This window comes from Delftia sp. 60, from assembly GCF_002754395.1.
Taxonomy (GTDB): Bacteria; Pseudomonadota; Gammaproteobacteria; order Burkholderiales; family Burkholderiaceae_C; genus Comamonas; species Comamonas acidovorans.
The window spans coordinates 3,398,405-3,419,765 of sequence record NZ_PEFD01000001.1; the positions used below are offsets into that span (position 1 = coordinate 3,398,405).

Consider the following 21,361-nt stretch of genomic DNA (forward strand, 5'->3'; position numbering starts at 1 on the left):
GGCCCGCATTTTTTTTACAATCAAAATCGCACGATCGTTCTTTTTCTATCGCATAGGGGACAACAGCATGACTGCTGAATACAAAGTGGACGGTGCCATCGCCGTCATCACCTTGAACAATCCGCCGGTCAACGGCCTGGGGCTATCCACGCGGCGGGGCATCGTCGAGGGGCTGGACAAGGCCTATTCCGACCCGGCCGTCAAGGCCATCGTCATTACGGGTGCCGGCAAGGCTTTTTCGGGCGGCGCTGACATCAACGAGTTCGGCAAGGAAGAGGCGTATCGCGAGCCGCACCTGGTCTCGCTGATCAACTCGCTGGACCAGGGCAGCAAGCCCGTGGTGGCCGCCATCCACACCGTCTGCATGGGCGGCGGGCTGGAGCTGGCGCTGGGATGCAACTACCGCGTGGCCGCTCCCGGCACCCTGGTGGCCCTGCCGGAAGTCAAGCTGGGCCTGCTGCCCGGCGCAGGCGGCACGCAGCGCCTGCCGCGCGTGCTGGGCGTGGAGACCGCACTGAACATGATCGTCAGCGGCGAGCCCGTCAAGAGCGAGCTGCTGGCCTCCATCCCCGGCCAGAAGCTGTTCGACAAGATGGCCGCTTCGCCCGAGTCCCTGCTGGACGAGGCCAAGGCCTTTGCGCTGGAAGTGGCCGACAAACGTCCGCTGCCGCGCGTGCGCGACCTGCCCTGCAAGCACCCCCAGGGCGACGCCTACTTCCAGTTCGCGCGCAACATGGTCAAGGGCATGGCCAAGAACTACCCGGCCCCGGCCCGCTGCGTGGACACGGTGGAGAACGCCGCGCGCAAGAAGTTCGACGAGGGCATGGCCCTGGAGCGCGAAGCCTTCATGCAACTGATGTGGTCGCCCGAGTCGCGCGCGCTGCGCCACCTGTTCATGGCCGAGCGCGCGGCCTCCAAGATCGCCGACGTGCCCTCGGACACGGCTGTGCGCGACATCAAGACCGTGGGCGTCATCGGTGCCGGCACCATGGGCGGCGGCATCTCCATGAACTTCCTGAACGCGGGCATTCCCGTGACCATTCTGGAGACCAAGCAGGAAGCGCTGGACCGTGGCGTGGCCACCATCCGCAAGAACTACGAAGCCCAGGTCAAGAAAGGCAAGCTCACCCAGGAAAAGTACGACCAGCGCATGGCGCTGCTGAGCACCACGCTGTCGTATGACGCGCTCAAGAATGCCGACCTCATCATCGAGGCAGTGTTCGAGGAGCTGGGCGTCAAGGAAATCGTGTTCAAACAACTGGACGAGGTTGCCAAGCCCGGCGCCATTCTGGCCTCCAACACCTCCACGCTGGACGTGGACAAGATCGCCGCCTTCACCAAGCGCCCGCAGGACGTGGTGGGCATGCACTTCTTCAGCCCCGCCAATGTGATGAAGCTGCTGGAAGTGGTGCGCGGCAAGCACACCGCCAAGGACGTGCTGGCCACCGTGATGAAGCTGGCCAAGAAGATCAAGAAGACCGCTGTGGTCTCTGGCGTGTGCGATGGCTTCATCGGCAACCGCATGATCGAGCAATACTCGCGCCAGGCCGGCTTCCTGCTGGACGAAGGCGCCACGCCCGCCCAGGTGGACAAGGCCATCGAGAAGTTCGGCTTCGCCATGGGACCGTTCCGCATGGGCGACCTGGCCGGCAACGACATCGGCTGGGCCATCCGCAAGCGCCGCGCCGTCGAGCGCGCCGACATGAAGTACAGCCGCACGGCCGACAAGCTGTGCGAGCTGGGTCGCTTCGGCCAGAAGACCGGCGCGGGCTGGTACGACTACCAGGCGGGCAAGCGCGACGCCATCCCGTCCGAGCTGGTCAACCAGATGATCGAGTCCCACCGCAAGGAGCTGGGCATCACCCCGCGCAAGATCTCCGATGAGGAAATCGTCCAGCGCCTGGTCTTCGCCCTGGTCAACGAAGGCGCCCACATCCTGGAAGACGGCATCGCCGGCAAGTCGGGCGATATCGACATGGTCTACCTGACCGGCTATGGCTTCCCCATCTGGCGCGGCGGCCCCATGCACTACGCGGGTGAGGTCGGGCTGTTCAACGTGGTCCAGGCCATGAACCGCTTCGCCAAGAACCCCAACGACGACGCCGATTTCTGGCAGCCGGCCCCGCTGCTGGCGAAGCTGGCGGCCGAAGGCAAGCAATTCAGCTGAGACGTGCGGCGCACGAACTTTTTGCGAACCACCGCAAACCCGCCATACAAGGAATATCCATGACATCCGCCGTGATCGTTTCCACCGCCCGCACGCCCCTGGCCAAAAGCTGGAAGGGCTCCTTCAACATGACCCATGGCGCCACGCTGGGCGGCCATGCCGTGCAGCACGCCGTGCAGCGCGCAGGCGTCGACCCTGCCGCCGTCGATGACGTGATCATGGGCTGCGCCAACCCCGAAGGTGCCACCGGCATGAACATTGCGCGCCAGATCGCGCTCAAGGCCGGCCTGCCCATCACCGCATCGGGCATGACCATCAACCGCTTCTGCTCCTCGGGCCTGCAGACCATTGCCACCGCATCGCAGCGCATCATCGCGGGCGAGGGCGATGTCTACGTGGCCGGCGGCGTGGAGTCCATCTCCTGCGTGCAGCAGGAAATGAACCTGCACATGATCCAGGACCTGGCCCTGGCCAAGCAAAAGCCCGAGATCTACTGGAGCATGCTGCAGACCGCCGAACAGGTCGCCAAGCGCTACGGCATCGGCCGTGACGCCATGGACGAATACGGCGCCGCCAGCCAGCAAAAGGCCTGCGCGGCCCAGGCCGCCGGCCTGCTGGACGCCGAGATCGCCCCCATCACCGTGACCATGGGCGTGGCCGACAAGGTGCGCGGCCTGATCACCAAGGAAGTGACCTGCAGCAAGGACGAGGGCGTGCGCGAAGGCACGACCAAGGAAGGCATCTCGGGCATCCGCCCCGCGCTGCCCGGCGGCGTGATCTCGGCCGGCAATGCCAGCCAGTTCTCCGACGGCGCAGGCGCCTGCGTGGTGGTGAGCGAGGACTATGCCTCGCGCAACAACCTCAAGCCCCTTGGCCGCTTCCTGGGCTTTGCCGTGGCCGGCTGCGAGCCCGACGAAATGGGCATCGGCCCCGTCTTCGCCGTGCCCAAGGTGCTCAAGAAGCTGGGCCTGACGGTGCAGGACATCGACCTGTGGGAGCTCAATGAAGCCTTTGCCGTGCAGGTGCTGTACTGCCGCGACAAGCTGGGCATCCCCAACGACCGCCTCAATGTCAACGGCGGCGCCATTGCCCTGGGCCATCCCTATGGCGTGTCGGGCCAGCGCCTGACGGGCCACGCCCTGATCGAAGGCAAGCGCCGCGGTGCCAAGCGTGTCTGCGTGACCATGTGCATCGGCGGCGGCATGGGTGCCGCCGGCGTGTTCGAAGTGCTGTAAGTGCAGGTGGCGGCTGCGGCCGCCACCGCCACCGCCTGTTCCCGTTACTCCTGTTGGCCGCACGCGCTCCCTCTGGCGGCGCCTGCGGCTTCTTTTTTGATTCCGGACATCACCATGCGCCTGCGTTCCACCATCGATTTCCTGCTCTATGAATGGCTGCGCGCCGATGCGCTGGGCGAGCGCGAGCGCTTTGCCGACCATTCGCGCGACACCTTCGATGCCGTGCTCGACACCTGCGAGCGCATCGCCCGCGAGAAATACGCCCCCTTCAACCGCACCGTGGACACGCAGGAGCCGCAGTTCGACGGCGAGAAAGTCATCCTGCCCCAGTGCACCCACGATGCGCGCCAGGCCTATGCCGACTCGGGCATGCTCAGCGCCGCCCAGGACTACGACATCGGTGGCATGCAGCTGCCCTACACCGTGGAGGCGGCAGCCAACAGCTTCTTCGCGGCGGCCTCCATCAGCATCGGCTCCAACATGCTGACCTCGGGCAATGCCAATGCCATCATGGCCCACGGCACGGACATGCAAAAACAGGTCTTCGCCACCAATGAATTCAATGGCCGCTGGGCCGGCACCATGTGCCTGTCCGAACCCCAGGCCGGCTCGTCACTGAGCGACATTGCCACCCGCGCCGAGCCCGATGGCGCCGACTTCGAGAGCGATGCACTGGGCCCGCGCTACCGCCTCAAGGGCAACAAGATGTGGATCAGCGCGGGCGACCATGAGCTGACCGAGAACATCGTCCATCTGGTGCTGGCCAAGATCCCCGGCCCCGATGGCAAGCCCGTGCCCGGCGTGCGGGGCATCTCGCTGTTCATCGTGCCCAAGAAGCTCGTGGACACCGAAGGCCAGCTCACCGGCGAGCGCAACGACGTGGCCCTGGCCGGCCTCAACCACAAGCTGGGCTGGCGCGGCACCACCAACACGCTGCTGAACTTCGGGGAAGGGCGCTTTCCCGTGCGCGGCGGCGCCGGGGCCGTGGGCTACCTGGTCGGCAAGCCCGGCGAGGGCCTCAAATGCATGTTCCACATGATGAACGAGGCCCGCATCTCCATCGGCATGGCCGCCACCATGCTGGGCCTGGCCGGCTACCACGCCAGCCTGGAGTACGCGCAGAGCCGCCCGCAGGGCCGGCCGATCAAGGGGGCGCCGGGTGCAGCCGGCAAGGATGCCACGCGGCCCCAGTCGCGCATCATCGAGCACGCCGACGTCAAGCGCATGCTGCTGGCGCAGAAGTCCTATTGCGAAGGCGCGCTGGCGCTGAACCTGTTCTGCGCGCGCTTGGTCGATGAGCAGCACACCGGCACGCCCGAATCTGTGGCCGAGGCCCGGCTGCTGCTGGAAGTGCTGACCCCCATCTCCAAGAGCTGGCCCAGCGAGTTCTGCCTGGAGGCCAACTCCCTGGCCATCCAGATCCACGGCGGCTACGGCTACACGCGCGACTTCCCCGTGGAGCAGTACTGGCGCGACAACCGCCTGAACATGATCCACGAAGGCACGCACGGCATCCAGGCCATGGACCTGCTGGGCCGCAAGGTGCTCATGGAGGGCGGCAAGGGCCTGCAGCTGCTGGCCACGCGCATCAACGACACCATCCAGCGCGCCATGGTCCGGCCCGAACTGGCCGGCCATGCCAATGAACTGGCCAAGGCCCTGCAGGAAGTCGGCGCCACCACCAAGGCCGCATGGGCCACCGACGACCCGCAACAGGCCCTGGCCAATGCCGTGCCGTATATGCAGGCTTTTGGCCACACGGTGCTGGCCTGGACCTGGCTGGACGTGTCCCTGGCCGTGCTCGCCAAGGACGCCGCCCTGGCCGAACCTGCCAACGCTGGCCGCATGGCCGCCATGCGCTATTTCTTCCGTTACGAACTGCCCCGGATAGGCGCATGGCTCAAGGTCGTGCGTGAGCGCGACATGACCTGCGCAGAGATGAGTGAAGAGGCGTTCTGAGGGAGTTGGCAGCACGGCTGCCGTAGGATGCAAAAAAGCGCGGACCATGTGGTCTGCGCTTTTTTTTATTTCAGGGATTTTCAAGGTTGCCGGAGAGTCTGGCCTGCTCTTTGACCCATTCCCTGGTTTTTCCGCGAACGCACCATTCGGGGTTTTTGACCCAGTCTGTGAAATAAATGGTTGGGTGGTCCCTTAGGGTGCTGCAATTGGTATATCCAAGCTTTGGCATTGCATAGTACTGCAATGGAATTAATATAATAAATGAAATGGCTATGCTTGCAAAATTAATGGAAAGCATAATTATCAAAATGCGCTCCATAATTTTTAGCACTCTTTCTTTGCAAGGAATTGCATTCGCGATCATCGTTAATAAGAGTATCGCTGGTGTTGGAAGTGAAGAGATTAATAGTGGTGTAATTGGGACTATTTTTACAATTGCTTCATTGTTGTGAAGGTCACTAATATTTGGAAACGTATCATTAATGCAAATGAGAACATTGGCAATGAATATGAGTATTAGTAATGGAATTCCCCATATGGAGTTTCTTCTATTTGTGATTATGCGATTCTTCATTTTCTTTAATTGGTTTTATTTTACTCTAGATATGCTGCACAGGAGATTTTTGGTATCCATTGCTGGGGCGCAGTAAAAATCTTCTTTTTCGTGTTTGTTTTCATTTTTCTGAATTTTTTCCCAAGCGATGGATTGTGTATTGATTTTATAGAGACCTGTCGCCGTTCTTTCGGGTAAGGCTTTCATAGCGTTTACGACATTTTCTTTGACTCGCCAATATGTATCGGCTTGGTTGAGCGCAAAGCTGGTGATGAGTACGGCTACAGCCATGGCAAAGAGCGGCATCACTGCCACCGTCGTCATTCCAGTGGTTATGGTGGCCGCCGCTATCCCAGCAAGTGTTCCCAGTCCTGCTTTCACGGCCTCCACTCCAATCCCACCCACGAGATCATGCATGGTCTTCTCGTCATTGAAGATGAAGTCCAGTGTCTCTATCCCGGCGCCCACCACCAGGCTCAGAAGAAACCCGCCCTTGGCCACATTCTGCAGACCGCGAATACCCAGGCCCATCTGGACCATGCGTGGATTGGCGGCAAGGAATCGCGTGCCTTGCAGCAGCTGGCGGCGAAGTCCCGCGTAGCCCGTGATGATGATATAGGTGCCTGTGGCGGTTGTCTTGATATAGGAGCGGGCACCGGCCAGGCCCAATGCAATCAGCGTTTTGGTGATCAGGTACGCGTCGCTGACCATCAGGGAGGCGGGAGCGACCCAGGGTTTGCCTGCATTCGGGCTGGCGGTGTGTGTCCAGTATCGACCAAGCGCACTGTGGGCCAGCATGGCATGCAGCGTGGCCGCCAGGCGAGGATTGTTACGCGCCTTGTCGCTCAGTATGTCTGCATATTCCTGTGGCGTGAGCACAATGGCATCGATCTGTTTTTGCTCCATTTGGCGAGCAAGCATGTCGGCATAGCCGATCTGATAGAAGGTGGCGGCAATGGAGGCTGGCATGGTGTATGGAGACGCTGGATCAGAAGCGGAATCGAGTTTTCCAGCCAATGCGCCTTGATCAATAAAGGCAATTTGACGGAAATGAGTGGTTGCAAGCAGGCGAATAATCCGCTGTCAGTGTCCAGGCGGGTTTCTGATGTTTGCTGTGCGAAGAGTCCTCATTTGATTTCATGGCCTGCACGAGGTCAATCAAATAAGTCGCCCACAGATCATTTTCAGAATTATCCTTAGGACAATTCCTAAAATCAGGTTTGAAATGCCAGGTGAATAGAGATGCTGCCAATGAGCGTTTGGTCCCAGGCAGCGCCATTCGCCATGGGCGGTATTCACGGGGCACAAGCGCAGGCTGCCCGGCTCGGCCACGGGCATTTGCGGTGAAGGAGGCGGGGAGAGGTGGTCCGTACTGCCGCTGCGCTTGCGGGCAGGCTGCTGGACCGGGGTATGGGCTACGGTCTCACCGTGCTGAATGCTTGCAGACGAGGACTCAGGGAACGGGTGTCAGCGCATCGGAAGCCGTGCAGGCGCTGAAGGCCGCCTGCCGGAGGGTGCATGCCTCAAAGATCCAGTCCGAGATAACGCGTGCCCGGCACGGGATTGAAGCTCACCGGCTCTGCATCCGCAAAACCCAGGGACTCATACAGCCGCTGCGCAGCCTGGAACTCGGGCAGCACGTCCAGGCAGATGCGGCTGTAGCCTGCGTGGCGCGCAGCGTCCAGGATGCCTTCCACCAGTCGCCGCCCCAGGTTCTCGCCGCGTACCGTGGGGCGCACGTAGACGCGCTTCATTTCGCCTGTCTGCGCATCCACCTGGCGCAGGGCGGCGCAGCCCACGGGCTGGCCGTCTTTCCAGGCCAGCAGCACGCAGCCCTCGGGCGCGGCGTACTTGCCGGGCAGGGCGGCGAACTCGGTCTCGAAGTCCTGGAAGTCCAGGCTCACGGTGGGGCTGGCCACGTATTCCCGGAAGATGCGGACCACGGCGTCGAGGTCTTCGGGGAAGCGGGCGGGGCGGATATCGGTCATGGGTGGCAAGGGGTCAAGCCCTGTTCAAGGGCGCTGCTCAGTTGGAATGAAAGCGCACAAGGATAGGGCAAGACGCCCGGGCCGCCGCCGATCCGCTACAGCATGGACACCACGCCCAAGCACAGGGCATCGTCGTGCGCCAGGCGGGCAACGGGAGAGCCTGCAAGTCACTCCTTCAGGGGCGCCTGTTCAGTGCTTTCGCACCTGCCGGTTTGCCTGGAGATCTGTGCTTCAGCTTTCAGGCATTTGTCTTTCTCCACATGGTTCAGGATCAGTGGCGCCAGCCACGCTGCCAGCAAGGCAAGCGCCAAGGGCAGCACGCCAAGCACCCACAGCAACCACTTCGCCTCACGCCGGAAATGCCCGGACATTCCTGCGTTGGGCGATGCGGGATCTTTCATGGCGATGGCACCGCCTCAACTGCACAAGCGCAGATTGGTGCGCGCGGCCTTGAGCATGGGCAGCACCACATCGGCATCGGTGGGTGGATAGGCCTCGCGCAGTTCCTGATCCGTCTTGCCGGCTTCCTCGGCCAGCGGGGCCAGGGTCTGGCGGCAGGCGGCTGCATCGCCCGAGCGAAGCTGCGCCAGCGCCAGGTCGTTGCGTATCCAGCCTTTGGCGACGCCGGTCAGCACCTCATCGCAGTCCTGCAGCACCGGCGCCAGCGTGGTCAGTGCCAGGCGGTAGTCCTTGGCGTCGTACGCGCGCTTGAAGTTTCTGCGCGATGCGGCAATGGCCTTGTCCGTGCAGCCGGGTGTGGGCCGAAGGTAATTGCCACCGAACCAGGCCCGCATGCCGCAGAAGTCCCGGCATGCCTCGGCGGTGGCCGTGTCAACGCCGACGCGCTGGCCTGCAGGCGTGAAGTCCACGGCGCAGGCCGAATTCGCCATCCTGGCCCGGCCGTTGGTGATGGTGCCGTCCAATTCGCAGGTATGACCATTGGCGCCCACGGTCTGGATGTGGAACTTGCCGCCAGCCTGCACCACCAGATCGCCGCCCCCGCCTTTGCGCACATAGGTGCCCGGTGATGGTGTGGTGATCTGTGCGCTGGCCAAGCCTATTTGACAGGCGAGGATTGCGGCAAGCAGGGCCGGCAGGTGAGTGGCAGGCTTCATGGGACGAGGGTGAGAGCGGCGGTGGCGTCGAGTGTATCTACGCCAGGCGGCCGTCCTTCACAACGCCAGATGCAAAGCCTCCCCCGTCTCCTGCGCAGGCACGGCGCAGCAGATCAGCGCCTCGCCCGCTGGCACGGCGAAGGAGGGTGGCGAGGCATAGGTCACCCCGCCCTGCAGCACACGCGTGCGGCAGTCGCCGCAACTGCCCCCTCGGCAACCGAAGGCGGGCTCCAGCCCCCGGGCCTCGGCCACTTCGAGCAGGTTGCCGTCGCCGGGCTTCCAGCGCGCTTCCTTGGCCGAGTCGGCAAAGATGATGCGGACAGGCTGTGTGGCGGGGGCAGGCAGTTCGACGGCGGGGGCTGCACCGGCCATGGAGCGCTTCAGGGCCGAGGGACCGAAGGCTTCTGCGTGGATGCGCTCGTCGGGCACATTGCGTTCGCGCAGGCCGTCATAGGTGGCCTGCATGAAGGCGTCCGGGCCGCAGAGGTAGAAGTCGTAGTCGTCCCAGGGCAGGGTGGCTTTCAACAGGGCCATGTCGATGTGGCCCTCATGGTCGTAGTCGCGGCCGGCCTTTGCCGTGCCGGGCTGGCTGAGCGTTCGCACCCAGTGCACCTCGGCATTGCCGGCCTTCACCAGTTCGGCAATCTCCGTGTCAAAGGCCCGTTCGCTGCGCGTGCGAGCCGCCTGGAACAGCCAGGTGGGCCGCAGGCTGCGGGTGCGCCGGCCTTCGTGGACGATGTGGCGCAGCATTGCCAGCAAGGGCGTGATGCCTATGCCCGCGGCCAGCAGCACGGCGGGGCGGCGCAGGGCCGCATCGGCGATGAAGCTGCCAGCGGGCGGGCGGGCCTCGACCAGATCGCCGGGCTTCAGGCCATGCAGATGGCTGGATGCGCGGCCTTGCCTCTTGACGCTGATGCGCAAGCGCCCGTCCGAAGGCGCCAGCGACAGCGTATAGGTGCGCTGCAGATGGCTGCCGTCCGCCAGTGTGAGGCGCAGCGGCAGGTGCTGGCCGGCCAGGGGGGCACCGTGGCCATGCCATCGGCCGGCTCCAGGTAGAGCGAGCGGATGTTGGAACTCTCATCCACGACCTGCGCCACCCGGAACGGCCGCCACTGCCGCCCCAGCCGGGCGGCGGCCAGGCGCTGGCTGACATCGGCCCAGCTTCCGGTCATCTGCAGGTGGGGCGACCAGCCGTCGGCGGCCATGCTCCAGCGCAGCGGCAAGGCGTCGGGCCGGCGCACGATGCGGCGGGGCTTGAAGGTCCACAGGCGCTCGGCGCCCTCGAAAGCCGCGATTTCCGGGGAGTCGAGGATGACGCTGGCCTCGCCCGTCATCTGCAGCATTTCCCCGGTTTCGGAGTCGATGAACAGCAGGCCTGCCTTGGGATTGACCAGGAAGTTGCCCAACGTCATGAAGAACAGGTTGCCCGAGAAGTCTGGAATGGTCAGCGTTCCATCGGCGTCGATCCGCACAAAGCCCGGCTTGCCGCCACGGTGGGAGACATCGACCTGGCGCGAGCCGTCCCCGTCCTCAACGTAGGACGCCACGTAGAACGTGTCCGCCTGCGCAATCAGCTCCCGCGCGCGCGGGTCCAGCGATGCCAGTTCGACCGCCGGCACCTGCGTGGGCTCGTCCGCAGGACGGACGAACCGGACGCTGCGGTTCTGGATATAGCGCGGGCAGTTGCCGAAACTCTGGACCACGCTGATGTCGAAGGCGCCCGTCCCATCAACGCCTGTCTTGCGCCGCACGGTGCCGTTGAGCCGGTTGCGCCGGCGCGTCATGGGGTCCATGCCCAGCAGGCCCACGGCACGGCCGTCTGCCAGGCCCGGCTCGGCCGGGTCGGCCGCATCGCGGCCCGCCGCCACATGCAGTGTCAGCGGGTCGGGAGAGTGCAGGAAGCCCGGCTCGCCTGCCCGTACCGTGGCCCAGGCGTCGCCTTGCGCATCCACGCTGCCCAGCACCACGAAATGCAGCAGAGGATAGAACTCGCGGTGCTGGTCCAGCAGGAAGGGGCGCAGGAACTTGCGGCCCGGCATGTCCATGCGGCCCACGACGCCAACGCTTTGCTGGATCGCCAGTTCGCCCGCATGCCAGGGCGAGGCGGGGTTTTGCAGGGGTTGCGGGTGCATGGTGCGCTCCTTTGCCGGGGGGTCAGGGGAGGTGTGGCTCAGGCACTCAGGCCCGCAGGCCGGCCGGTGTCTGGGCGAATGCCACGAAGCCCGGCAGCGCCTCGATGCGGCCCAGCCAGGCGCGCACTTCGCGGTAGGGTTGCAGGTCCACATTGCCCTCGGGCGCGCTGGCGATGTAGCTGTACAGGGCCACGTCGGCAATCGTGGGCGTGCCGCCGGTGAGGAAGGGGCGGGTGGTCAATTGCGCCTCGATCTTGGCGAGGATGGCGTGGGCGCGGGCTATCACTTCCTCGGCCTGGAAGGGGGCCTTGAACACCGTGACCAGCCGGGCCGCCGCCGGGCCGAAGGCGATGGGGCCGGCGGCGATGCTCAGCCATTTCTGGATCTCGGCCTCGGCCTGTGCGCCCCGGGGCATCCAGTCCTGGCGGTCCAGCTTGCGCGCCAGGTAGACCAGGATGGCGTTGGAGTCGGCAATCACCGTGCCGTTGTCGTCCAGCACCGGCACCTGGCCCAGCGGGTTCAGCGCCAGGAATTCGGGCTTCTTCTGCGCGCCGTTGGCCAGATCCACATGGACCAGCTCATGCTCCACGCCCAGCAGGCCGAGGAAGAGGCGGGCGCGGTGGGCGTGGCCGGACAGGGGAAAGTGGTAGAGCTTCATTGCGGTTCCTTGGGGTTGGTGAAGGCGCCGGTTGTCGGCACCACGGGACGTATCCTCCTTCTCCGCCCGCATCTTTAGAATCCCTGGCGGCGGCAAGTCACTCTTGCCGGAACGCGAACAAAGCGCCGGCGCCAACCTGGGCAGGCCTGCGCGGGCCGCTCGCAGCCGGGCAGATACACGACACAGACAAGGCAGGCACAGATGGATCGCTTCCAGTCCATGACGGCATTTCTCGCGGTGGTGGACACGGGCGGCTTCGCCTCGGCCGCACGGCGGCTCAAGGTCTCGCCCTCGGTGGTGACGCGGGCCGTCTCCGACCTGGAGGAGCGCCTGGGCGTGCGCCTGCTCACGCGCACCACACGCTTCGTGCGCGTGACCGAGGCCGGCACGGCCTACGCCGACAGCTGCCGCCGCATCCTGGCCGAGCTGGAAGAGGCCGACGAGCATGCCGCCAGCGCCCATGCCGCACCGCGCGGCCGGCTCACGCTCACGGCGCCGGTCAACTTCGGGCGCATGCACGTGCTGCCCGTGGTGCACGACTACCTGGGCCGGTTTCCCGAGGTGGACGTCAACTGCTGGTTTGTGGACCGCGTGGTCAGCCTGGTGGACGAGGGCGTGGACGTGGCCGTGCGCATCGGCGATCTGCCCGACTCCTCGCTGCAGGCCATCCGCGTGGGCAGCGTGCGGCAGGTGCTGTGCGCCTCGCCCGCATACCTGGCCAGCCACGGCGTGCCCCAGCGGCCCGAGGAGCTAGCGCAGCACACCACCATCACCGCATCCGGCCTCACCTCCACACCCGAATGGCGGTTTCTCGAAGGCGACAAGGCCCTGGCCGTGCGCCTGCAGCCGCGCCTCATGTCCATGACCAACGAGGCTGCGGCGGACTGCGCCCTGGCCGGGCAGGGCATCACGCGCCTGCCGCTCTACCAGATCGCCAAGCCCGTGCAGGACGGCGCACTGCGCCTGGTGCTGGAGCCCTTCGAGCGGCCGCCGCTGCCGATTCATTTGGTGCACAGGGAAGGGCGGCACGCCGCGCACCGCGTGCGGGCGTTCATCGACATGGCGGTGGATGCGCTGAGGGTGGCGGCGTTGAGGTGGTAGCGGCCATTGCCGGGAAGCCATATCCCGCGCATTGCAAACCATGTGCACCAGCGCCGAATCGCTGGATTGCGGCTTTGTCGATCAGGCCGAGGTCAGGCGCAGGGAGGCTGCGCAGGTGGCTCGGGAAATGACTTCGGGGTTGGGCGCGTAGGCAAGCATGGCGTTTCTATTGGGAGAATCGGGTTGTTTCTCCCTGCAATAGATAGGCAAATGCCATTTCGCCGGACGGCGTATTCTTCAACTTGAAGCGAGTGACATTCAGAACACCGTGCCAGCCCGGTGGATGTGAATAGCCATCAATCGCCGTCAATTTGAAAGTCTGCCATTTTCCATGGTTGTGAAATTCGCCTTTCCCGTTGCGAACATGCCAATTGACCTCTCGAACGCGCAGGCACTCGGTGCCATTGGCTGTGTTGTCATTGCATGGCACATGTTGCGCTTCGACTTCCAGAAGAATCGGCTGGCCCTCACTTCCGTACTTCGTTTTTGGTGTGGGTTCGCCTTTCAGTCCCCAGCGGCTACCATCGGCAAAGCGTAGTTGCAGATGGGGCGGTGCGTCGGCGATTGCCCTTGTCAATGTGTAGTGAAATTTCCTTGACAGCAAGTCACTTGCCCATTTTTGCAGTTCCATCAATGGCTCGGGACACCCGGCCATCGTGTAGATGCCGGGCTTGATCTGGAGGCTTCCATCGGCATCCATCTCATATTTCCAGTTCATGAAATTGCATATCCGTGTGCCGAAATCTCCATCTTTGGAGAACCAGAGCTTTATTGAGGGGCTGTCTGGTGTTTTCCAATTCTTTTTCTCTTTGCCTACGGCATCGAAAGCCTGCTGCAGGTTTCACTCGTAGGCAGATAAATATTCCGCGTCTTTGTCTTGATGCGGTAGCGCACTTTGGCTGGCAATGTGTTCCATGCCGTGGCTTGCAGTGGACAAAAGTATGGCTGCCAGGAATTGCAGAAAAGCTTTCAATTGAAGCCCTCAAGGTGGTGACCAGAGAACCCGCTATCGCAGGGAAGATGCCTCGACCCAGATCGTATGCCCTGGGTGGTGTTCCTCAATGGTGGACACGGCATCGTCGATCAAAACGCGGTCCTCCAGCGAGTAGGCAAAGCGGCTGAGGTTGGACCATTGTCGGGCGGCGTAGTCGGCTTCGGAAATCGCGTCGCTGCCGCACCAGATGGCGTCGCTTTCGGTGGCGGCGCGAAGTGCCTGTGCCAAGCCGGTAGATGTGATCGCCAGGAAGATCATGGGCATGTGGTCCGGATGTTGATGGGTGGACAGTTTGCCTGCGATGGCCCGGCGGCCGGGCCTGCCTGGATCAAACAAAACTAGAATGATAGTCATTCTCGTTGTCGATTCCTCACCTCCCCCGGCCATGCCCACCCCTTCCGCTTCCTGGACCGCTGCGCGCTGGCACCAGCTTTTCTGTGCCTGCCAGCAGCAACTGGTGTCCTATCTGGCCGGCAAGACCGGCAGCCGTGACGAGGCGCAGGAACTGGCCCAGGAAACCTGGCTGCGCCTGGCCGATGCGCCGCCGCAGCTGCCCGATGGCAGCTCGCCCACGCTCGAAGCCGCGCGGGCCTACCTGTTTGCCACGGCCAAACATCTGGCGATAGACAGGCTGCGCCAGCGCGGTGCGCAGCAGCGCTGCATGGACGACTGGGCGCAATTGCAGCCTGAGGCCGAAGGCGATGTGGCCGACCGCGCCATGTACCGGCAGGCACTGGCCGTGGTGGAGCGCACGATTGCAGACCTGCCCGAGCGCATGCAGGCCGCCTTGCTGGCCCACCGCCTGCATGGCGAGCGGCAGGCCGACATCGCCCAGCGCCTGCAGGTCTCCCTGAACACCGTGGAGCGCGACCTGATGCAGGCCGATGCCTGCCTGGAAGCCGCCTTGCTGCGCTGGCGCGGCGGGGTGGAGGCGGGCTTGCAGGCCTCTTCCAGAAAGCGGCGGCGGCGTGCCCTGGGTGCACTGCTGGGCGTGGCCGGCATGGCCAGCGCGGCCTGGCCCGCCTGGCAGATGTGGAGCCGCCGCGTGCTGTGGCAAGGTGAACTGGCCAGCGCCACGGGCGTGCAGCGCAGCCTGGAACTGCCCGATGGCAGCGTGCTGCGCGTGGACGCCGCCAGCCGCGTGGCGCTTACCTACCGTGCCGACCTGCGACAGGCAAGGCTGCTGGAAGGCGCCGCCTTCTTTGCCGTGGCCCGCGATGCGGCACGGCCCTTTGTGGTGGAGGCCGGCCCCTTGCGCGTGACCGTGCTGGGAACGCGCTTTGGCGTGGAACTGGAGCCCGATGCGGTGCGCGTGCAGGTGGAGTCGGGCCAGGTGCGGGTGGAGCATGCGGCCACCGGACGCAGCCAGTTGCTGCAGGACAGCCAGTCGCTGCGCATTCCCCTGGACGGCGGGGCAGGAGATGCCGATGGCGTTGCCTGGCAGCCGCAGCTCCAGCAACGGCCCGCGGCCTGGCGCGAGGGCGAACTGGTCTTCGAGCAGGAACCGCTGGGCCGCGTCGTCCACCGGCTGGGCCGCTACACGCGGCGCCGCCTGGTGGTGGAGGAGGGCGCGGCGCAACTGGCCATCAGCGGCCATGTGCGCATTGCCCAGACCGAGCGATGGTTGCGCGGGCTGCCGCAGTTCGCTCCGGTGCAGGTCAGCGTGCTGGACGACGGCGGCCTGCGGATTGCGCGGCGCGGCGGGCGCGCGGAGCCGTGAAGTTTTTTTCAGGGTTTTTGGGAGTGACTCGTATTTGCATATGAAAGGCCGGGCGCCCTGCCTGTGCCGGCGATTCGCAATGAGCCTGTCTTCCAGAAAGTCCTTATGTCCGCTCCCAAGTCCTCCCGATTCCGCCTCCGCCTCCGCCGCACAGCGGTTTTTCATGCATGTGCAGGCCTGGTGCTGGGCCTGCAACTGCAGTTGGCCGCCGCGCAATCAGTGTCCTTCGACGTGCCGGCCCAGCCGCTGGCCCAGGCGCTGAGCCAGTTTGCGCGCCAGGCGGGGCTGCAGCTCACCTACTCCTCCGAACTGGTGCAGGGCCGGCAGGCCCCGGCGCTCAACGGCAGCCACGATGTGCGCCAGGGCCTGGCGGCATTGCTGCAGGGCAGCGGCCTGCAGGGGCGCATCGAGGGCGGTACGCTGACCCTGCTTCCCACTGCCGCCAACGCGCCGGAGAACGCGCACCGCCTGTCCGAGATCACCGTCACGGCCGGCGACCAGTATGTGAGCCTGCTGCCCGCGCCCTACGCCGGCGGGCAGGTGGCCAAGGGCGTGCGCCTGGGCGTGCTGGGCAATACCGGCAACATGCAGGCGCCGTTCAGCACCACCAGCTACACGTCCGAGGCCGTGCGCAACCAGCAGGCCGGCACCATTGCCGAGGCGGTGAACCGCGACCCTTCCGTGCGCTACACCGTGCTGCCGGGCGGCAACGTGGACAACCTCTATATCCGGGGCTTTCCGATCTGGGAGGGCAACTCGGGCGAGATCGCCTTTGACGGCATCTACGGCATTGCCCCCAACTACCGCGTGCGCACCGAGTACGTGGACCGCATCGAGGTGGTCAAGGGGCCCGGCGCGCTGCTGTTCGGCATGTCGCCCAACGGCTCCGTGGGCGGGGTGATCAACATCGCTCCCAAGCGCGCCAATGAAGACGTGGCGCGGCTGACCACGGGCTGGACTTCGGACAGCCTCTGGCGCGCCCACGCCGACGTGGGCCGGCGCTTTGGCGACGAGGCCCAGTACGGCATCCGCGTCAACGCCAGCAAGTACGGCGGCGATACGTCCATGGACCATCAAAGCACCGACGGCCATGTGCTGGCCGTGGCGCTGGACTACGAGGTGGAGCGCTTCCGTGCCACGCTGGACCTGCTCTCGCAGGACGAGCGCATCGACGGCGTGGGCCGGCCCATCATGCCCACGGGGCTCACCTCCATGCCTGCTGCGCCGGATGGCCGGCGCAACGTGACCCAGCCCTGGGAATGGTCCAAGAACCGCGAGCGCGCCGTGCTGCTGCGCACCGAACTGGACCTCACGCAGCAGCTCACGCTGTTCGCCAACATCGGCCAGTCGCGCGCCGATGTGGACCGCATCTACGACTCGGCCCCGCGCCTGACCAGTGCGGCGGGCGCCACCAGCATCACGCCCACCTACGCGGTGTTCGACGTGGACCGCAGCACCATCGACGCGGGCCTGCGCTCGCGCTTTGCGCTGGCCGGTGTCAAGCATTCGGTCACGCTGCAGCTGGCCAGCTACCGCGAGGATTTTCACCGCGCGCTGCAGGCGGGCTCCACCGTGGTGTCCAACATCTATGCGCCCATTGCCCACGCGCCGCAAAGCATTGCGCGGCCTTCGGCCATTCCGCGCATTCATGACAACCGCAACACCAGCCTGGCCCTGGTGGACACGCTCTCGCTGCTGCAGGACCGGCTGCAACTGTCGCTGGGCCTGCGCCACCAGGCCATCAAATCCACCAACTACAACGTGCTCACGGGCGGCACCGCCAATGTCTACGACGAGAGCGTGACCACGCCCGCCGTGGGCGTGGTCTGGCGCCAGGCGCCCAACTGGAGCCTCTACGCCAACTACATCGAAGGCCTGAGCAAGGGCGACATCGCGCCGCCCGCGGCCAGCAACTACGGCGAGGTGCTGCGCCCCTACAAGAGCCGCCAGTACGAAGTGGGCAGCAAGTACGACTTCGGCAGCTTCATGGCCACGGCCGCCCTGTTCAGCATTGAAAAACCCAGCGGCGGCCTGGACCAGGGCGTCTACAAGACCAACGGCGAGCAGCGCAACCTGGGCATGGAGCTGTATGCCTACGGCGAGGCCGCGCGCGGCCTGCGCCTGCTCGGTGGCGTGACCTGGCTCAAGCCCGAGATCACGCGCTCGGCCACGCCTGCGCTGGTGGGCAACCGGCCCATCGGCACCTCGCGCCTGCTGGCCAACCTGGGCGTGGAATGGGATGTGCCCGCCCTTGAGGGCCTGACCCTGGTCGGCGACCTGGCCTACACCGGCGCCCAGTTCGTGGACCAGGCCAACCGCCTGCGCATCCCGGGCTGGACACGCACCGACCTGGGCCTGCGCTACGCCACCCGCATCGCAGGTCGCAAGACCACGCTGCGCGCCACGGTGCAGAACGTGGCCGACCGCAAGGCCTGGGCCGGCGTCACGTCCTGGGGCGCCGTCTCGCCGATGATTCCGCGCACCTTCGTGGTATCGGCTTCGGTGGATTTCTGAGGCATTTCTGAGGCACCTGGCGGCCTAGGCGCCTTCCGTAGCCGAACGAATGGCGGCGCTCTGCGCCGCAGGGGCTCCCTGGCCGTCACGCGCTGCGGCTTTGCGTGCCGGCAGCCATCGGCAGGCAGCCAACGCCGCCAGAACCGCCAGCGCCGCGCAGCCGAAGATGGCCTGCAGCCCGTGGCCCAGCGCGGCGGTGACGGCATCGGCGTGTGCCCCCAGGGGGCTGGCCGCAGCCAGCTCCTGTTTCATCAAATGGGTGAGCAGGGCTGCCAGCAAGGCTACGCCGGCGGCGCCGCCCAGGCTGCGCAGCATGACGGGTGCCGCCGTGGCAATGCCCAGGTGCCGGGCCGGCGACACACGCTGCGCCACTACGGTGATGATGGGAAACATCAGCCCCAGTCCCAGGCCCAGCGGCAGCAGTCCTGCGGACAGGGCCAGCGGTGCCTGCGGCAGCCAGTGCAAGGCCGCGGTGATCAGCCCGAACGACAGCAGCATCAGCACGCAGGCCACCCGGGCGAGCGACGCGGCTGGCGTCTGGGCGCGCAGGCGCCGGCCGCTGCCAATGGCCCCTGCGGTGATGCCGGCCATCAGTGGCGCCAGGTGCCAGGCGGAGCCGGTAGGCGACAGGTGCAGGCCAATCTGCAGATACTGCGGAAGGAAGACAACGGCCGCATACAGCGCAACGCCCGTGGACAGGGCCAGGAAACTGACCGCTGCGTAGGCCGGGTGGGCAAACAGCGACAGGGGCAGCAGCGGATGGGTGGCGCGGCGCTGGCGCACGAAGAATGCCAGGGCGAACTTGGCGCCCAGGGCCAGCAGCACCCAAAGCGACAGCTTCTCGGGCAGATTCAGATGGCTGTGCTGGGTGGCCAGCAGCAGGCTGACCAGGGCTGCGGCCAGCAAAACGGCACCCAGCCAGTCGATGCGCTGGCGGGGCAGGGGTTCGGTGGCGGCCTCCGGCGCAGCCGCCCTGGCGGGCAGCGCCCATGCCAGCACCCCCCAGGCCAGCCCTGCGAGCGGCACGTTCAGCCAGAACGCCCAGTGCCAGGACAGATGCTCCACCAGCGCCCCGCCCAGCAGCGGGCCGATCATGGTCGATACGCCATAGGCGGCGCCCAACAGGCCCTGGTAGCGGGCCCGTTGTTCAGGCGCAAACAGGTCGGCAAGGGTCAGCATCGTCAGCGTCATGAGTCCGCCGCCGCCCGCGCCCTGCAGGGCACGCGCCAACACCAGCTGCTGCAGGTCATGGCTTGCGCCACAGGCCAGGGAGCCGGCCAGGAACAGGCCGATGGCCAGCAGCAGCATGGGCTTTCTGCCCAGCACATCGGCCAGCCGCCCGTACAGCGCAATCACCACGGTGGCCGCCAGCAGATAGGCCGAGAACACCCAGGCCAGCGGCCAATGGCCCGGCAGTTCTCGGGCCATCACGGGCAGGGCGGTCGAAAGAATGGTCTGGTCCAGGGCAGCGAGGACGAGCGTCAGCACGAGCATTGCGAAGCAAAGCCGGGGCAGGTTCCGCCGACCGGGCGGGGAAGTCAGCGAGGTTGTGGGCATGGGCGTCATGGGCGTGCAGCGGCGAGGGCTTGGGTTGAGGCAACGGCCGCCAGTGTCGGGAGCGGTTTGGGTTTTGTACAGTGCAATGTATTGAACGTATGATTTCGCATGGCGAACACATACGACCTCAACCTGCTGATTGCACTGGATGCCTTGCTCAGCACGGGCAGCGTGACGCAGGCGGCCGGGCGCATGCACCTGAGCACTCCCGCCATGAGCCATACGCTGGCACGCATCAGGGAGGCGTTTGGCGATCCCATCCTGGTGCGTGCGGGCCGCAGCCTGGTGCCCACGCCGCGCGCCCTGGCCCTGGCGGAGCCGGTGCGCGCGCTGCTGGCCCAGGCGCGGGCGCTGCAGGACCCTGTCGATGCGGGAGGACTGGCGGGCCTGCGCCGCCGCTTCGTGGTGCGGGCGCCCGAAGGCATTGCCGTCGTCTTCGGTGCCAGCCTGTCGCGTGCGCTGGAGGCGGAAATGCCGCTGGCCAGCCTGCAGTTCCTGCCCGAAACCCATGCCGACCCGGGGGCCCTGCGCGAAGGCCGCATCGACCTGGATGTGGGCAGCTTTCGCAGCATGGACCCGGAAACCGAGAGCCTGGTGATATCGGAGCAGACCTTGGTGGGCGTCGTTCGCGCCGGCCATCCCCTGTTGAAGTCCACCAGAAAGTCGCAACGGCCGAGCGCCGCGCAGTTCGCCGCCGCGCGCCACGTCGGCATCACCCAGCGCCCGGGTGAAAGCTCGCCTGTGGACGTTGCCCTGGAGGCGCTGGGCCTGCAGCGGCAACTGGCGCTGCTGGTGCCCAGTTCGTTCTCGGCCCTGATTGCGGCCTCCCGCACCGACCTGGTGGCCTGCGTGCCGACACGCACGGCGCATGGCATGGCCGCATCGCTGGGGCTGGTGGTGTTTGCCCTGCCCATCGACGTGCAGGTGCAGCCCATGCGCATGGCCTGGCATCCGCGCCATCAGGCGGATCCCGCGCATCAATGGTTGCGCGACTGCATTCAAAGGCAGCTCGATGATCCGCAATGGATCAGGCCTTCCGTGGCATCGCTGACGGATGGGGCCGGCAGGGGGGTTACCTGATCCGCACCGTGGCGGGAGTAGCCCGGTTCTCCCACCATCGGTCTATGCTCGCGGCATGAACGCAAGCAAGACCCTGCTGATCGTCTACCACTCCATGACTGGCGGCACCCGCCAGATGGCCGAGGCCGCGCGCGACGGCGCAGCGGCCGAAGGCCAGGGCGTGCAGGTGCGCCTGCTGCACGCCTCCGAGGCCGGCCCCGACGATGTGCTGTCCGCCGACGGCTACCTCTTCGCCACCCCGGAAAATCTGGCCGCCATCAGCGGGCAGCTCAAGGACTTCTTCGACCGCAGCTACTACGCGGCGCTGGACCACCTCAATGGCCGGCCCTATGCCAGCCTCATCTGCGCGGGCAGCGACGGCCAGAACGCCGCCCGCCAGATCGCCCGCATCGCCACCGGCTGGCGCCTCAAGCCCGTGGCCGAGCCCCTGATCATCTGCACCCACGCCCAGACCACCGAAGCCATCCTGGCGCCCAAGCGGATTGCCGCAGCTGAGCTGGAGCAGTGCCGGGCGTTGGGGGAGGCGATGGGGGCCGGGCTGGCGCTGGGGGTCTTTTGAGGGTTGCCAGCATCTTGGGCGGCCTACAT

17 protein-coding genes and 1 pseudogene are annotated in these 21,361 nt (G+C 65.6%); 8 read left to right on the top strand and 10 right to left on the bottom strand.

The annotated features are described in order from the left end of the window. Positions 1-67 precede the first annotated feature (67 nt). The 3 genes from CLV01_RS15370 (at position 68) to CLV01_RS15380 (ending at position 5,361) form a co-directional block, all read left to right on the top strand. Positions 68-2,167, top strand: a complete 2,100-nt coding sequence (locus tag CLV01_RS15370) for a 3-hydroxyacyl-CoA dehydrogenase NAD-binding domain-containing protein (protein WP_099733911.1) — start codon at positions 68-70, stop codon at positions 2,165-2,167. 59 nt (positions 2,168-2,226) lie between these two features. Further along, positions 2,227-3,402: an acetyl-CoA C-acyltransferase gene (locus CLV01_RS15375; protein WP_013802768.1), complete on the top strand. Its 1,176-nt coding sequence runs from the start codon at positions 2,227-2,229 to the stop codon at positions 3,400-3,402. A 114-nt stretch (positions 3,403-3,516) separates the two neighbouring features. Further along, positions 3,517-5,361 carry an acyl-CoA dehydrogenase gene (locus CLV01_RS15380; RefSeq protein ID WP_099735136.1) on the top strand — a complete coding sequence of 615 codons (1,845 nt, stop codon included), beginning with the start codon at positions 3,517-3,519 and terminating at the stop codon, positions 5,359-5,361. A 70-nt stretch (positions 5,362-5,431) separates the two neighbouring features. Here CLV01_RS15380 and CLV01_RS29570 read toward each other — a convergent pair whose 3' ends face one another. The 7 genes and pseudogenes from CLV01_RS29570 to CLV01_RS15415 form a co-directional block, all read right to left on the bottom strand. Next, positions 5,432-5,935 (bottom strand): hypothetical protein, encoded by a 504-nt coding sequence (locus CLV01_RS29570; protein WP_257221313.1) that lies wholly within the window; start codon positions 5,933-5,935, stop codon positions 5,432-5,434. A 15-nt stretch (positions 5,936-5,950) separates the two neighbouring features. Further along, positions 5,951-6,883 (bottom strand): hypothetical protein, encoded by a 933-nt coding sequence (locus tag CLV01_RS15390; RefSeq protein ID WP_099733910.1) that lies wholly within the window; start codon positions 6,881-6,883, stop codon positions 5,951-5,953. A 554-nt stretch (positions 6,884-7,437) separates the two neighbouring features. Beyond that, positions 7,438-7,902: a GNAT family N-acetyltransferase gene (locus tag CLV01_RS15395; RefSeq protein ID WP_099733909.1), complete on the bottom strand. Its 465-nt coding sequence runs from the start codon at positions 7,900-7,902 to the stop codon at positions 7,438-7,440. Between the two features lie 167 nt (positions 7,903-8,069). Further along, positions 8,070-8,303, bottom strand: coding sequence for a hypothetical protein (locus CLV01_RS15400; RefSeq protein WP_099733908.1), 234 nt, complete (start codon positions 8,301-8,303; stop codon positions 8,070-8,072). 15 nt (positions 8,304-8,318) lie between these two features. Continuing rightward, positions 8,319-9,017 (bottom strand): hypothetical protein, encoded by a 699-nt coding sequence (locus tag CLV01_RS15405; RefSeq protein WP_099733907.1) that lies wholly within the window; start codon positions 9,015-9,017, stop codon positions 8,319-8,321. Between the two features lie 57 nt (positions 9,018-9,074). Next, a pseudogene (locus CLV01_RS15410) lies at positions 9,075-11,149 on the bottom strand (FAD-binding oxidoreductase). A gap of 46 nt (positions 11,150-11,195) precedes the next feature. After that, positions 11,196-11,807 (bottom strand): glutathione S-transferase family protein, encoded by a 612-nt coding sequence (locus tag CLV01_RS15415; RefSeq protein ID WP_099733905.1) that lies wholly within the window; start codon positions 11,805-11,807, stop codon positions 11,196-11,198. A gap of 201 nt (positions 11,808-12,008) precedes the next feature. On the opposite strand from CLV01_RS15415, the gene CLV01_RS15420 reads away from it, so the two are divergent. Continuing rightward, on the top strand, positions 12,009-12,908 hold the full coding sequence (locus CLV01_RS15420) for a LysR family transcriptional regulator (protein WP_099733904.1): 900 nt from the start codon (positions 12,009-12,011) through the stop codon (positions 12,906-12,908). Between the two features lie 166 nt (positions 12,909-13,074). Here the strand turns inward: CLV01_RS15420 and CLV01_RS15425 are convergent, their stop codons facing one another. Beyond that, on the bottom strand, positions 13,075-13,746 hold the full coding sequence (locus CLV01_RS15425) for an META domain-containing protein (RefSeq protein ID WP_257221584.1): 672 nt from the start codon (positions 13,744-13,746) through the stop codon (positions 13,075-13,077). A 168-nt stretch (positions 13,747-13,914) separates the two neighbouring features. Continuing rightward, positions 13,915-14,160: a hypothetical protein gene (locus CLV01_RS15430; RefSeq protein WP_099735134.1), complete on the bottom strand. Its 246-nt coding sequence runs from the start codon at positions 14,158-14,160 to the stop codon at positions 13,915-13,917. 127 nt (positions 14,161-14,287) lie between these two features. Here CLV01_RS15430 and CLV01_RS15435 point away from each other — a divergent pair, with 127 nt between their 5' ends. Together CLV01_RS15435 and CLV01_RS15440 are read left to right on the top strand one after the other, a co-directional pair. Next, complete coding sequence (locus tag CLV01_RS15435) at positions 14,288-15,622, top strand: sigma-70 family RNA polymerase sigma factor (RefSeq protein ID WP_099733902.1); 1,335 nt, start codon at positions 14,288-14,290, stop codon at positions 15,620-15,622. Positions 15,623-15,802: 180 nt separating this feature from the next. Beyond that, positions 15,803-18,136, top strand: coding sequence for a TonB-dependent receptor (locus tag CLV01_RS15440; protein ID WP_257221314.1), 2,334 nt, complete (start codon positions 15,803-15,805; stop codon positions 18,134-18,136). A 24-nt stretch (positions 18,137-18,160) separates the two neighbouring features. Here CLV01_RS15440 and CLV01_RS15445 read toward each other — a convergent pair whose 3' ends face one another. Next, positions 18,161-19,702, bottom strand: a complete 1,542-nt coding sequence (locus tag CLV01_RS15445) for an MFS transporter (protein ID WP_099733900.1) — start codon at positions 19,700-19,702, stop codon at positions 18,161-18,163. Between the two features lie 99 nt (positions 19,703-19,801). Here CLV01_RS15445 and CLV01_RS15450 point away from each other — a divergent pair, with 99 nt between their 5' ends. Then, on the top strand, positions 19,802-20,773 hold the full coding sequence (locus CLV01_RS15450) for a LysR family transcriptional regulator (protein WP_099733899.1): 972 nt from the start codon (positions 19,802-19,804) through the stop codon (positions 20,771-20,773). A gap of 55 nt (positions 20,774-20,828) precedes the next feature. Further along, positions 20,829-21,332: a flavodoxin family protein gene (locus CLV01_RS15455; RefSeq protein WP_013802753.1), complete on the top strand. Its 504-nt coding sequence runs from the start codon at positions 20,829-20,831 to the stop codon at positions 21,330-21,332. The last annotated feature ends 29 nt before the right edge of the window (positions 21,333-21,361 follow it).